This is a genomic window from Bacillus sp. PK5-006 (genome assembly GCF_054161415.1).
Map to the genome: position 1 here is coordinate 3159075 of NZ_CP096414.1, position 14470 is coordinate 3173544.

Sequence of the window (14470 nt, forward strand, 5' to 3'; positions counted from 1 at the left end):
TCCACTAATAAACCTTTACCACTTTAGATTTGCTCTTATTTCCGGCAGCATCCTTTAAATAAACGGTTATCAATGCATTTTTCTTCTGTTTTTTTATTTTCACTTTAAATTGTCCATTTTTATTTAATTTTGCAGTTCCTAACTTCTTGTTTTTATGATAAACGTACACTGTAGCATATTTTTCACCTTTACCTGTTATAACCGTTGTATTTTTTGTGATTTTATTAACACTTGGTATAGCGGGAGGCGTTCTATCTAACACTTTTATTGTTTTACTGCCACTTCTCGCTCCATTAGAATCTACTAAATACACAGTGATTAAAGTTCCAGCTTTTTGTTTAGGAATTTTGATTGAATATTTCCCTTTTTTTGCATTTGTAGAGCCTAATTTTTTCTGACCAATATATGCGAAAACTTTGGCATTCGTTTCCGCATTACCTACGATATTTGTTGATTGATCAGTTACTGTGTTTATGCTTGGTGTTTTATCTGGATAAGATGCTTTTAAACGATATGTTTGACTGGATACACCATCCCAATGTCTAGGCTCAACAACAATATAGTATTTGCCCTTTTTTAGATTTAAATCAATAACTGGACTTGTCCCAAAGATATCAGGTAAATATTCCCTAGTGATTTCATTACCGTTCTTGTCGTATAAAGCGATAGAGGCTCCTTCTGTTATTTTATCTAGATTAATCTTCACTTTTCCATCTTTCACTGTTGAAAATTGATATACGTCTCTATCCAAATCCGATTCGTGCTTTGATTTGTAATATTGATTTGAGATGAGCGGACTTGCTGTTTCAAACGTGTCGTTTGGTTCGTAAGTATTTAAATCTCTTTTAAAAGAACCTGGATACGTCACTTTAAGTCGGTACTTAGCATTTGATATTCCTTCCCAATTAGAGGTGTATGGTTTTATTTTGACATAATAGGTTCCTTTTTTTATATTTTCGTGAATGACAATATTCTCTCCAGCATTCCACGTATAGTCAGATACAATTTCATTTTTGTTCTCATTATAGACAGTGACTTCTAATTCAGATGTTTCCTGATCTAAAGTAAGATATAACTCACCATCTTTGTTGGAAGTGAACTGATAAACATCCTTATCAATTTCACTATCAATCGTTGATTTATAATAGGTACCATTAGATACCTTCATGCTTGTTTCAAAAGTGTCGTTTGGTTCAAAGGTTGTTAAATTACGCTTAAAAGCACCTGGATATGTCGCCTTTAGTTGATATGTACCTTTAGTTACGCCTTCCCATTCACTGGGCATAACTTCAATATAATAATTCCCTTTTTTCAATTTATTATCGATAACCAGAGCTTCACCAGGAAATGAAGATTCATTAGAATCTATCTTATTCCCTTTCGAATCATATAGAGTAATACTAAAAGAGGCAGATGCCTTATCTAGCCTGATGTATACTTCTCCATCAGCATTCGTTGTAAAATTGTATCGGTTCATTGAACTTTTGGATTTCAATTCTCCATTTATGGAGACTCCAGATGACATGTTCACCTCTTCTGCACTTGCGAATAAAACAAAAGAAAAACTGAAGATAAATATAAAAACAAAAGATCCCAAAATACGTTTCAATATATTCACCACATTTCCAATTTTTATAGAAAGAACATAATGATTTTACCATATTCCACTCCGGAAAAATATTCATTTAATTGATTAATAAGTAAATTATGACTTCATTTCAATCTTTCTTAATAACAGAATGACTGAACAGTCCGCTTTATAAAGAAAATAAAAGAAATTAATTTATGGAAATTCCGCATATTGTCAATCCAGTATGTTATACTAAACTAACCTTTGAAGCATGAAATTTTTACGAATACCTTGTACCATCTCCCTACTTGTACGTTGAGTAGGGTTTTTTCATGCAAAAAAAACAGGCTCTCCGTAGAGAACCTGTTTTAAAAGAATGAAGATTAAGCAATTTTTTGAACGTTAGCAGCTTGAGCTCCACGAGAACCTTGCTCTACGTCAAATGATACTTTTTGACCTTCGTCTAAAGATTTGAATCCGTCGCCTTGGATAGCTGAGAAATGTACGAATACATCGTCGCCTTCTTCACGTTCGATAAATCCAAAACCTTTTTCTGCGTTAAACCATTTTACTGTACCTTGTTCCATGATTGTTGCCTCCTCGTGCGTTTACCACACAATGTATTATACTATCCTTGCCCAAAGTACCCTCAAGACGAAAAGTCAATCTTCATACTATCCTTTACGCCGAACAAAAATAATTACTTTTCATTATAGCATGAATCGGTAATAATTGCAATTTGTTGATTAGAAAGAAGAAACTCTTCTTTGCAGCGATTTTTCTTGTGCATAAAATCAATTTTTTCAGCACCTAAAGAGAACCTTTATCTAAAATCGACTTAACAAATTCTGTTTTTCCCTCTGCATATTTGTGTTTGTCATTTTTATTTACATTTGCTAGGTTAAGTTTAAGCTGTTGGTACTCACTTCTTGCTAGTTCGTTACTTCTCAGGTAATCCCTAAAATTTATTTGTTCGAGTAGATATCTATTGCCCGTTTGATACATATGGATTTGATGTGTACGTGGTTCTCCTTTACTGAAATAGTGTCTTTCAGGTAACACATTGATCCCTCTATAAGAATAACCCAGCCCTTGCAAAGCTGTTACGCACTGTTCTCCGTCAAGAAAATGATTGATTTCGATCGCTATATCAATAATGGGTTTCGCACTCAAACCATTTACTGCTGTACTTCCTATATGGTGGACATTCACTATGTACTGACCGATAACTTCTACTATTCGTTTCTTTTCCATATCAAATTCTTTGACCCATTCAGCAAACCAAGGAACTAAAAAAACTTCCCCTCTTGGTAATCCAAGCATTTACTCAACCCCACTTTATGATTTTGTTGTTCAGTTGGAAATTTTAAATAACTAAACAGAGAACAATCTCAAACAAAAATTCCACTTACTTAAGATGCACCTTCATATTCTAAAGAATCGATCAAGTATCTGCTACAATAAATTGACAACGAACAGTATGAACTAAATACTCTCCATACACGCTAAAATATAAAATTCCGAGAGGAGAAATGAAATGAACCCTTTATTGTTAGATATTCCTTTACAGTTAGAAACAGAAAGACTCATTCTTCGAGCACCACACCAAACAGGAGACGGGAAAATTGTAAACCAAGCAATAAAGGATTCCTTTTCTGAATTAAAAGCGTGGTTGCCATTCGCTCAAAAACTTCCTACTGCTGAAGAAACAGAGATCAATTTAAGAAATGCTCATATCAATTTTTTAAAGAGGGAAAGTTTCCGTTTTCTTATTTTTGATAAAAACAGCAATCACTTCATTGGGACAACTAGCCTTCAGAGGATTGACTGGACCATTCCTAAATGTGAGATTGGGTATTGGGTAAATACTAAATTTAGTGGGAATGGATATATGACAGAAGCAGTGGAGAAATTAGCTGACTTCGGATTAAACAATATCAAATTTAGAAGAATTGAAATAAGGTGTGAATCTACAAACCTTAAAAGTCGGGCTATCCCAGAAAAACTTGGCTTTGTATTTGAAGGCACTTTAAGAAATGATGATTTATCCGCAGATGGCAACAAGCTGACTGACACTTGTTTTTATTCCATCATAAGATAACCTTATGTAGCAATTAAAGTAATGGGTGCATTAGTGTAACAAGAAAAAACATAGCATATTAATTATATGCTATGTTTTTTAATTTTGGCCTTGATAAGTGGGTCTACTCCTCTAACTTTGTCCTTATTGCCTTTACTTCTTCATAATCTGGTGTTTTCATTAATAAACTCTGACAGAAAGTTTTCAGCAGCAGGCTCCCAACACAAGACCACAATGTAACTGCAATCAGCTTCGACCGGTCACGAGGTGCTTTTTGTTTTTCTTTTATGGAGCAATTCGATTCACTCTCCATTCATAGATTTCTAAGCAATTTCCCCCTGGTTAGCTTTCATGTTTCTTGTCATTTTTCATAGTTCGGTCTGTTTTAATTCCGTCACCATCACTTCTACTGGTTTACCTTAATTCCAACGACCTCAACACTCTGTTTATGAAAGGACTCGTAACCTTTTTATTTCAAAAAAAGATGCTACATGTTGAAACACCTTGTTTGTATTGACAGCTCTCATTAGCAGGGTAATATTACACTTGATTATTTAAACAAGAATTTTTATACAACCAGTTTATAGCATCATTAAGGTCATTGGCTATATAATCTATTTTAATCCCACTTAATTTATCAAAGTGTTCACGAAGTGAATATTCACCAGCCCCAGTTCTAACCAAAATTTTAATACTTCCTACTTTATCAGCTGCAACAATATCACTCCAACGGTCCCCAATTACGACGCAATTTTCGAGAGTTAAATCGTGTTTTTGTTGAGCTTCCATTAACATTCCTATGCCAGGCTTCCTACAAGAGCATCCATCATTATGACCGTGTGGACATATATATACTTCATCAAAACCAAAACCTTTCAATTCCTCTTTAAAATCTTCTACTTTAGCAAATCCACTTGATATACCAGGTTGATTTGTAAAAGAGAATATTTTCACATTATCTTTTTTTAGTTTATTGATTTGAATTGCTGTATAAGGAAAGAGTTCAAATTTTCCGGGATAATGAATAGTATCATCACCACCAATTGTTCCATCTCTATCTAAAAAAATTGCTTCTATCTGTTTCATGTTATACCTCCATTATCTAGCAACTGCTCCTACGTTAAGATTCATTTCAATTAGAAAATTTTGATGACATCAGTTTATCATAAATATTTATTATCAAAGTCCCCTAATACAATTAAAATCTTTTCCACTCTTCTTCTTTTCAATTTGTTTCATTCTTTCCAAGATAAAAAGGACGCTACACGAAGTAACACCCTTTTATCTTTTGCTTCTCAATATAAATTTTTAAGCTCGTCATTAGACCATCCAGCAAATAACTTGTCTTGTAAAATGTGTAACGATATTCAGCAAACTCTTGTGACAAAATAGACCACGATAGATATAAGAAAGAAATTGATGTCAACAAAGCCTCAACATTTATTAATGGAGAACATCATGTACTAATAGAGCCCAAAACAAAGAAAATAAGGCTAGGCTGCATGATCTTAGGCTCTCTCATGTTGCTTTATTAATTTCAAGAAGAAGAATATTATACAATCAAAGAAAGAGGACATGCCTCTATTCGGACAACAATAGACGTATATGTTCACTTATTTCCTAACAAACAAAAGGCTATGGCTGAAGAAAAATTGGATGACATTATATAAAAATATCAACCTCAAACAAAAAAAGCCCACTTACTTAAGATCAGTGGACAGATTCATTTAGAAGTTATAAAAAATAAAAAAACCAAAGGTCTACCACCTTTGGTTTTTTAGATGCGGCCGAGAGGACTTGAACCTCCACGGGTTATTCACCCACTAGGCCCTCAACCCAGAGCATAAAAGTTGTCACTTCCGAAAAGTTGATGGTATTACATTTATTTATCCTAATTTGGTTAGCTTACATTTGTATTCACTTAGTTTGGACATTTCTTGGTCATTCTTAACATGTCTATAATTTTATATTACAATATCTTTGAAATCGATGTGTATTAATTTAACCTATACCTTATGAACTTAAAAAATCTGCTAAAACTTCCTAAATAAATTGAGAAGTTAAAAGCAGATTTTTAAGTATAGTATTACTCCCAAAATTATCAGAATTTCCAAAAGCCAAGTTATAGTGAATAACCAAATCTTAAAGCTCACAAATCTTAAATCTTCCATATAAGGCTCATCGGAGTCAAAGATTTCTTTGATTTCTTCTCGGCTTAAAATATTCTTATACATTTTCTTAAGTCTTTTATATTGCACTTTATATCTATGGTGTTCCATCCATGCATACCATTTTGAAGATAATAAAAAGAAAAATGATATTAATAAAATGGCATATGAAATGACAGTGATATCTTTTGTGAAGATCCCTTCAAATCGTCCCTCTGAGAATGCATTCAATATAACAATTGAGGTAAAAAAAGTAATAATCAACAACTGATTACTTTTTAAAGAGTTAGCCAAACCACTTACTATTTGGCTAGTTTGATTAGTCAAAGAAATAAGCATTTCAGATAATGTATCTTTAGCCTTTAGATACTCTTCCAAATTTTCTTTTTGGAACATTTGGTAACTAGTCTGCAATGAGCTGAAACTTTCCTCATCAAGTTTAATTTCTCCTTCTACTATCTTGCAATCTTTTGTAATTGTATCTCTGGCTAAACCAATCTTTTCAAACGGATGAAATCCCCCATAAACCCATTGATATATTGAAGTTACAATATCAGCATCTACAGACATATCTTTATAGTTTAATTTGAAGGTTAAGTCTCTATGCCCTGAAAACTCTAAATCAACACTGTTTGTGTCATTGCTAAACATAATGACTTTATTAGCAAGAAAAGCAAATGAGTATATTAAATAAAGATCATTGAACATTTCTTCCATTTTCCCTAAACCAGTTGAATTTGGTATTAATTTAAAATCCTCTGGTACTAAATCTAATGCATTATTGTTAATAATGTTACTAATTTTATTTCTAAAAGAAGTTATTTCATTTCTTTCCAATAAAAATTCGCTTGGAAAGTTATTTGTTGAAGAGAAATAAAAGCTTTTTGTACCACCTTCAATTCCCTCATTTTGAACTTCAAATTTTAATCTGTTTTTTTGCTTTATTAACTCATTTAGTTTTGAAAACGTCGCTTTTAAATTCAGTTTACTTAAATATTCTCTAAAAGAATTAAAATTATAAACAGTAATTGAATCATCAACAATTTTCTTTTTAATTGTAACAACGACAATACATTCTGACTCATTACTCGATTTAGCTGCATATTTAATCACATCGGTCAAATCATCTAATTCTTCTGTACTCCGTGCAGACTCTAATGTATTACCATCCACTTTAAGATCAATTACGACCTTATCCCTTTCATTTACACGAGAAAAAAATTCCTCCAAATAACCCAGATTCTCTTCTGCTGTTTCATAATCGATTTTTATATAAACTTCGCACCTATTAAAATCTTCAGATGTTTTGACAATTGAAAGGTCAAATTTTTCTTTAAGATATAATATGACATCCAAACTTTCACCTTCTTATTCACGAAATTTAAAGCGTCTATACGTTTCATTGTATTTTTCTTCGTCTTCAACTTTCATAACAATTACTCTGTTTTCATCGTCATCTTTTGATGCGTATATTTTATCACTTAGATCTTCAATATATCCACTAATTCTGATTTCAATTTTATCGCTCACCTTATATGTCTTCTTCATTCTGTTTTTAATTGCTTTTTTCTCTATCTTAAACTTTGTATCAAATTTTTCTTTTTTCATTTCGTCTTTAAATTTTTTAATCAGGTCTTCCGTCTTAATTTTTTGTTTATTCTCTGGTACATATTCCGATAAAACTTCATCTATGACACCTGTTATAGAGAAATTTTGGTGATTCCTGAAGTAACCAAGTAGACTATTGTGTAATTGAGTATAATCAGCCTCTGAATGTTTTGATACATTTCTCGAAATTATACTATGGAAAGCAGTAAAAGCTTTACTCGTATTACGTTCATCTGTATTCACTTCTTTCAGCTCTAGAAAATCTCTATACCAGTATGAAGCAATTGTTGTATTTGTATCAGTAACTATAATATCTGTGATTTCATCCTCAAATTTTATTAAACAAGATTTTAAACTTCTTGTTTTTTTATTGTAAGGAACCCCCTCAAACTCTTCGAAATTATTTGCATCCAAAAAGTTTTCATGCTCAACTTTTGTAATTAGAAAATATAATTCCGATTCATACTCAATCAAAGATTGAATTAAGCTTCCTTCTTGAATATTTGTCATCTTATGCTTCTCCTGAGCATCGATATGTTTTTCAAGAGCTCGTTGAGCAATAGTATTACAGACATCTATGAGAATATCAGTATCTAAAGAGTCTTGAGTTAAGTCTAGGCTAAAAACTCTAGACATTAACGTGGATACCTCTACTGTTTCAGTGTTAAAAATATAATAACGTTTGTCATCTTTTGATAAAATATCGTACATAAGATCTTTTAAAAATCTCTCTATTGATGCATTGTTATTTGCTTTACCCCTAATTTCCTTTTGTTTAATATCCATGTGATGAATACTATCAAAGTACCTTCTTACATTCGTCATATTATTCATTTCCTCCCAAAAATTTGGAAAGAGAAATTAAAAAACGTGATGTCTTAACAAATTCCTTAAAAGCTCTAAATAATTTCTCCCTCTTTATAAAAGTTTTCAAAAAAATCACAACTTCCATAGAGTTAATATCGGGTATTTTATTGAGCTTTTAAATTTTCAAAATAAAAATGCACCTTATTAAAAATAAGATGCATTCAATAATTAGTGGCAGAAGTAAGACATTAAGATTTTTATATAAAGATCAGGTTTACTTTAACTTCCCACTCTCTCAGCTAATGTTTTAAAATTCTCCTTAAACGGCTTTTCAAAATAAGCATTTTCACTTTTTGTTAATTCACCCGATATAGCTACGCTCCCGACTATCATCAATGCTAAGATAATCATTTTTATTTTCATATATGATTTCTCCTTTTTTAATTTCTATTCTAGCTAGATTGACAATATGATAATAGTCACTAGCCATTTCAAATCTTCCAGTTCTTCTAAAGTGTTCAGCTGCTTCTAATGCAAAGTCTTCAATATCACCATACATTTGCCTACTTTTAAAGAATCCAAAACATTGGTCTAACAAATGCTTATCTTCTTTTATATACAGACCTTGAAGAATATTAAATTTAGAAATATACTCAACATCATTATTCATTTGAGCCAAAGAAACACCCTTTTTTACATAAACCTTAGCTTTAGTCCTTCTGTTATCCTTGCATAAAACATGAGCCATATTAAATATTGTTTTCGGCAAAAAGCTGTGATTCCCTTCTTCAAAAATTTCAAGTGCACACTTTAAATATCTTTCTGCTGCTTCATAATCTCCACGAGCATTACAGCAAATCCCCAAATTCATATAAGATGTACCTACTAAATACTCCTTGTTTATTTTTCTGGCAATCCTCAGATTTTCTTTGAATTGAATAAGAGCTCCCTCATAATCTAAGATGTCCATCAAATTTCCAGCTATAATGCATTGAACATGGATAATATGATCATGGTAGGTATCATATTTACTGTAGATTCTTAGAGCCTTCTTTGCATAATTTAAAGAAAAGAAAGTTTGCTTCATATAATAGTAAACTTCTGAGATTTTAAAGTAGAATTCAGCATGTTCAATCTCGTCTTCAATATCGTTTAATTTGGTCTCCGCTATTCTGTAAGCACTTATGGCAGTGGTTAACTCACGCCTTCTGAATTCATACATCCCCATAAAAAAGAAGAAATAGTATTCCAACATGCCTGTGAGATTCCCTTCATTTTGCCGCAATTGTTCGTATGTTTCATTAACTTCTTTTAATCCCTTTGCATTCATATAAGAGAGCATTAATTCATGTCTAAAATCCAACAGCTGATAATACAACAATACATCTTGGTTTTCTTCCATATTAATTATCAGCTGCTCAACTTCTCTTTTTATTTCTTTCGCTTCATTTATTAAGTTGTTTTTAATTGCCGTATACCAAAAATTTAAACGTGTAGACACTAAATCATATGGAATTTTGCTAGAAATCAAGCAATCCCCCCCTTAAAATAAATGAATTTTCTGTCATTAACGGAATTATGACAAATAATTGAATCCACCAAAAGGGTATTTAGTTACATAAATGAAATTTTTAGTAAAACTTTAAGCATATTCATGTTCTCATTCATGTAAATATTTCAATTACTTCCTTTCACTTGAACGTTATCAACAATCCATCCATCTTTTTCTTTTTTCAATTCTGTTTGAATAATCAATTCTTGTTTAGTTGTCACAGCATTCACAGTAAGCGCAATTTTTGCTTCATTCAAATAAAGCTCCCTGTCTTCATCTACCTTCTTTGAATAGCTTTCGAGAGATAACAAATCTCCCTGCATTGTTACACTATGTTTTTCAGGACTCTTTGAAGGAAACGCATAACTCATAGCCTTATCGGTTGCTAGCTTTCTAACTGCACCTTCTCGATCATCCGCATCTTCATATTGAAAGAACGCTTCAAAAAACTTTTGATTCATGTCCGCAGCTTCTGAATTCGTCATATGATTCACTTTATTCTCGATCCTTTGTTTTTCTTTTAGAGCTTGATTTTTTTCAGCACTTAACTTGCTGTATGTCATGTAATAACTCGTAATCCCTAAAATCAAAATCACACCACCCAATACCCAAAATACTTTTTTCATAAAATCCCCCTAATTTTTTATTCTTCCAAACGACACCAAGTGTTCACGCCAATATCCCTTTTTAAGATCAGAGTATTGGATGCCACTATCATTACTATTATACATTCTTCCTTCTCCTACATAAATTCCCACATGAGTAATAAATTTACCTTGATACGTACCTGTGAAGAAGACTAAGTCTCCTGGTACTGCCTGACTTTCTGCAATCTTTTTCGTTGCACCATACTGTTCTTGTGCCGTCCTAGGCAATGAAATACCCGCTTTTCTGTAAGCCCATTGCACAAGGCCCGAACAATCAAAACCTGTTTTAGGATTTGAACCAGCCCATTGATATGGATTACCTTCATACTTAAGAGCTTCGTTCATTACAGTTTCATATCCCTCCATAGCGCCGCTGACAGGCTTTACAGTGCCTCCACCCTTCAAATAGCGCATGACATGATCAACATAATTAGGATCACCATAGCTTCGCCAACCTAATTTAAGAGCTTGAAATCTGCTAAATTCTAACGCAAGGGCTTTTGTGTACTTTCCTCCACGTTTTTTTACGAAGTCAATAAACCCGCCACCATAATTGTAAGACTGTAATGTTAATCGAACGTCTCCGCCTGCCTTTTTAAAAACAGCCGCAAAGTGTTTCACCCCTACTTGAATGGAATACTCTGGACTTGTTATAGAGTTAGGCGGCAAACCTATTGATTCGCTTGATTGCATGATATCCAAGTATCTGCCCCCACTCTCCTGCATTGTCAGCGCCATAATGATGTTCAACTGATCGTAAACACCTTCTTTGCGTGCATATTTTTCAAAGACGTGACGGAGCCTCTCAATCTCTGGCGCAATGCCATTCGTCACAAACTCTTCATCTCCACCCTCAATTTCTTGGTTCTGGTTACTCCCACCAAAAACCAATACAACAACAAGCAGCATTCCCCCAAAAAAGATAATTGGGAGTGAACTAAAAAAAGCCGTCAATAGCTTTTTCATGTTCGATTACCTCGATCACTTTTGCTTTGACGACTCTCTATCTGATCTAATTCAATTTTTACGTGTTTGGGTTGCTGCTGAATAACTCTAGTTTTTGGTTGTGTATTTGACGTCTTAACTGTTTCATTTTCAGTTTTTGGAACAGATGCACTTACTTTTTCTTCTGATTGTCTTTGTTCATTTCTTGCTACATTAGTATTAGGAACAGGACTCACAGAATTTTGATTACTGATATTTTCCTCTGTTAACGTTTTTTCAGAAATGCCTTGATCGCTTCTTTCAACATCAACCTCATGAATTGATGTTGAAGAATTCGGACTATTGGTCTTTTCTTCTTCGGCAATATGTTCTTTAATTTGATCACTTCTCTCTACATCAATTTTAGGAATAACATTTGCAGCATTTGTATTACTGTCGCCTTCTTCTTTCAGTTGATCTTTAGCAAGCTGTTCACTTCTTTCAACATCCACTTTCGGCATGGCATTCGAAGCACTTGTATTACTGTCACCTTCCTCTTTCAGTTGATCTTTAGCAAGCTGTTCACTTCTTTCAACATCCACTTTTGGCATGACATTCGAAGCACTTGTATTACTGTCACCTTCCTCTTTCAGTTGATCTTTAGCAAGCTGTTCACTTCTTTCAACATCCACTTTTGGCATGACATTCGAAGCACTTGTATTACTGTCACCTTCCTCTTTCAGTTGATCTTTAGCAAGCTGTTCACTTCTTTCAACATCCACTTTCGGCATAACATTTGAAGCATCTGTATTATCTTTGTTTTCCTCCGCCAATTGATTAGAGGCTGCTAATTGACGCTTTCTTTCAAGTTCTTTTTTCGCCGCTGCATCCCCCTTAATAGGGTTATTCTGTGAAGTCCTATCAATTTTAGAATCTCCAACAGATTGATTGTGCGGCGCACTTCGTTTATTATCTCCCAAAGATTGTTCGGCAGAAGCATTTGCAGCATCACGTTTCTTTTTCCATTCACCAATACCACTACTAACTTTTTTCGCACCTTCCCATGAAGGCTGTACCACCTGTTTTCTTGTATTTTCAAGAAGTTTAGCATCCACAGATTGAACTTTACCAGCAGTCACAAATTTGATAATCTTATCACGTTTCAAGAAAGAAACAATAAGAATTGCTGATATAGCTGCCACATTTAAAAAGTACATCCCTAAATTTGTTGGCGGAATGGTTTTATTTGTAATGACACAAATTGCATAAACAAATATCAAAACAAATGTGAGCATAGCTTTCATCACAAATAAAGCAAGCATTCTCCCTAGCGACACGAACCCGCTATAAGCAAATTGGGGTACATATGAAAGAATGAACGCCATTGGAAGAAACAAAGCAATCGCAAGTACAATAATCTGAATCAAGAAGTTAAGAAAAGGAATTAGAAAGAATGGTACGCCTAGAGAAATAGCAGCAAGCAAGCCTATAAACGAGTAGCCTAACTGTGCGTAAATACTTCCCTCTGCAATACTCTGATTTTTATATTCTTTGACTTCCTTATCATTAATAAATTTCTTTTTTGCACTTTGCCCCTCACTTGTCAACTTGAAAGAAAGAAGCGTGTCTATACGATCCAGACCACCTTTTCCATCGCCTTTTTTCAATATTGTTTTTTCATTTGGCGTACCGTAATTAGTAACCAAATATGGACTTTTCAGCGCTGCATCAAAATAAAAATTTCTTAAAACCGCTGTTGTTCCTTTGAGTTCTTGCCCCTTTTTCACATCATCCATACTCAAAGAAGAATCGGTTTTACCAGAAAAGGAGTCAACTAATTTATTTCCAACCGCAATAAGTTTGCCTTGCCCCTCAATAGACAAAGCATTAAGAGATTCAACCCAATATCCCGCTTTATTTACCCATAGCCCAGCCACAATCATGACAAGGAAAAACAAAGCGAAACGTCTCACGCCCTCCTTAAAATTACCTCTTATGAAAAATAGATAGACTAGAAAGCCTATCAGAAACACAAAAATTATCTCTCCAAAGCTTTTCTTCAAAACTTTATACATATCTTTAGAGACACTCGTAATAGCATCACTAAAGTTATCAATTGGTTCGGCACTCATAAACAAGTCCATTGCCTTATCAACGACAAGAACAATTATTTGTGTCGTACCTAGCATTACATTGGATAGAGAAACAATAGCACCTTTTATCATTCCGTCTTCCGCTTGATTGTGAGCTTGGTAATGCTCCAACGGAAAACGACTTATTTCAAGATCGACCCCTCCAACCTTTTCAATCTTTGGTTTAACCGTTTTGTCTCCTTCTTTATCATCCGCAAAGACCAAAGTTACAGAAGAAACCAACATCACTAGAGCTAAGAAAGTTATTATTAAGTTTCTCTTCTTCATTTCAACCTCCTAAATTCTCAATAAAAAAAGCCGCTCAAATATGAACGACTAATTTTCAAATCTCTTTTTTTATGAAATTATTTTTGAACGCCGTACTTGTGCCCCTTCTGTTCGTGTTAATTGGTTGATTTTTTTCGTTTCGAATATCTATATGTTGTGTTTTGATGAAATACAATATACTATATATAGTGTAACAGTTACATAGTATCAAAAAAAGAGACTATCGTGAATAGTCTCGGAAAGGAAATGGTGAGTTCAATATGTCTATTGCATGGATGGTAATTCTTTTGTTGATTCAAATAAACATTAAAACGATAAACATCAATATTTCATTTAAAAAATGAATTAACTGTAAGACCAGCCTAGTTTAACTCTGCCAAGTTAAATTGGGCTTTTGAATTCTTCTAATCTAATTAAATAAATTGTAGCATGTTAATTTTTACTGATCAAGCTTATTGATTACAAATTGGCCAATTCTAGTTAGGAAATATAATGTTTATCTGTGAGATAGCAAACATCATTTGTTTGAGCTATTAATCTCCATTTTCACCTTTTTCTCCTAACTAAATTTGCATTTTCTTAAACCAAATTACGGTTATAACATTCTGCTAATCACACAGACATTTTTTTTGGTTTCAACTATAGCTGAAAAAAGGTACAATAAGAAAAGGAATACAAGCTACTGCAATAGCAT

At 33.3% G+C, this 14470-nt stretch carries 11 protein-coding genes and 3 pseudogenes; 2 read left to right on the forward strand and 12 right to left on the reverse strand.

Features of this window, described 5'->3' with window-relative positions; all coding sequences use genetic code 11:
* Nucleotides 1–4: 4 nt before the first annotated feature.
* The 3 genes from M1D84_RS16245 to M1D84_RS16255 all read right to left on the reverse strand — a co-directional run bounded on the left by M1D84_RS16245 (nucleotide 5) and on the right by M1D84_RS16255 (nucleotide 2893).
* Nucleotides 5–1609: a PPC domain-containing protein gene (locus tag M1D84_RS16245; protein ID WP_008346763.1), complete on the reverse strand. Its 1605-nt coding sequence runs from the start codon at nucleotides 1607–1609 to the stop codon at nucleotides 5–7.
* 344 nt (nucleotides 1610–1953) lie between these two features.
* Nucleotides 1954–2157 (reverse strand): cold shock protein CspC, encoded by a 204-nt coding sequence (cspC, locus tag M1D84_RS16250; protein WP_008346765.1) that lies wholly within the window; start codon nucleotides 2155–2157, stop codon nucleotides 1954–1956.
* Nucleotides 2158–2380: 223 nt separating this feature from the next.
* Nucleotides 2381–2893 (reverse strand): GrpB family protein, encoded by a 513-nt coding sequence (locus M1D84_RS16255; protein ID WP_008346767.1) that lies wholly within the window; start codon nucleotides 2891–2893, stop codon nucleotides 2381–2383.
* Nucleotides 2894–3107: 214 nt separating this feature from the next.
* On the opposite strand from M1D84_RS16255, the gene M1D84_RS16260 reads away from it, so the two are divergent.
* Nucleotides 3108–3671 carry a GNAT family N-acetyltransferase gene (locus M1D84_RS16260; protein ID WP_008346769.1) on the forward strand — a complete coding sequence of 188 codons (564 nt, stop codon included), beginning with the start codon at nucleotides 3108–3110 and terminating at the stop codon, nucleotides 3669–3671.
* Nucleotides 3672–3858: 187 nt separating this feature from the next.
* Here the strand turns inward: M1D84_RS16260 and M1D84_RS16265 are convergent.
* The 3 genes and pseudogenes from M1D84_RS16265 to M1D84_RS16275 form a co-directional block, all read right to left on the reverse strand.
* A pseudogene (locus M1D84_RS16265) lies at nucleotides 3859–3936 on the reverse strand (hypothetical protein); the annotation flags it as partial.
* Between the two features lie 254 nt (nucleotides 3937–4190).
* Complete coding sequence (locus tag M1D84_RS16270) at nucleotides 4191–4736, reverse strand: HAD-IIIA family hydrolase (protein WP_008346879.1); 546 nt, start codon at nucleotides 4734–4736, stop codon at nucleotides 4191–4193.
* Between the two features lie 149 nt (nucleotides 4737–4885).
* A pseudogene (locus M1D84_RS16275) lies at nucleotides 4886–5025 on the reverse strand (hypothetical protein); the annotation flags it as partial.
* Between the two features lie 120 nt (nucleotides 5026–5145).
* On the opposite strand from M1D84_RS16275, the pseudogene M1D84_RS16280 reads away from it, so the two are divergent.
* Nucleotides 5146–5320, forward strand: a pseudogene (locus tag M1D84_RS16280) (tyrosine-type recombinase/integrase); the annotation flags it as partial.
* A gap of 390 nt (nucleotides 5321–5710) precedes the next feature.
* Here the strand turns inward: M1D84_RS16280 and M1D84_RS16285 are convergent.
* From M1D84_RS16285 to M1D84_RS16310, 6 genes are all read right to left on the reverse strand, one after another.
* Nucleotides 5711–7174 (reverse strand): hypothetical protein, encoded by a 1464-nt coding sequence (locus tag M1D84_RS16285; RefSeq protein WP_268414752.1) that lies wholly within the window; start codon nucleotides 7172–7174, stop codon nucleotides 5711–5713.
* A gap of 12 nt (nucleotides 7175–7186) precedes the next feature.
* Nucleotides 7187–8251: a nucleoid-associated protein gene (locus M1D84_RS16290; RefSeq protein WP_268414751.1), complete on the reverse strand. Its 1065-nt coding sequence runs from the start codon at nucleotides 8249–8251 to the stop codon at nucleotides 7187–7189.
* Between the two features lie 343 nt (nucleotides 8252–8594).
* The gene (locus M1D84_RS16295; protein ID WP_268414750.1) at nucleotides 8595–9764 is read right to left on the reverse strand and encodes a Rap family tetratricopeptide repeat protein; all 1170 of its coding nucleotides are present in this window, start codon (nucleotides 9762–9764) and stop codon (nucleotides 8595–8597) included.
* Nucleotides 9765–9910: 146 nt separating this feature from the next.
* Nucleotides 9911–10411: a hypothetical protein gene (locus M1D84_RS16300; RefSeq protein ID WP_268414749.1), complete on the reverse strand. Its 501-nt coding sequence runs from the start codon at nucleotides 10409–10411 to the stop codon at nucleotides 9911–9913.
* A 9-nt stretch (nucleotides 10412–10420) separates the two neighbouring features.
* Entirely contained in the window at nucleotides 10421–11398 is a 978-nt protein-coding gene (locus M1D84_RS16305; protein ID WP_268414748.1) for a bifunctional lytic transglycosylase/C40 family peptidase, read from the reverse strand.
* A complete protein-coding gene (locus M1D84_RS16310; protein ID WP_458106329.1) occupies nucleotides 11395–13776 on the reverse strand; it encodes a CD3337/EF1877 family mobilome membrane protein in 2382 nt (793 codons plus the stop codon). The genes M1D84_RS16305 and M1D84_RS16310 overlap by 4 nt, the downstream gene beginning before the upstream one ends.
* Between the last annotated feature and the right edge of the window lie 694 nt (nucleotides 13777–14470).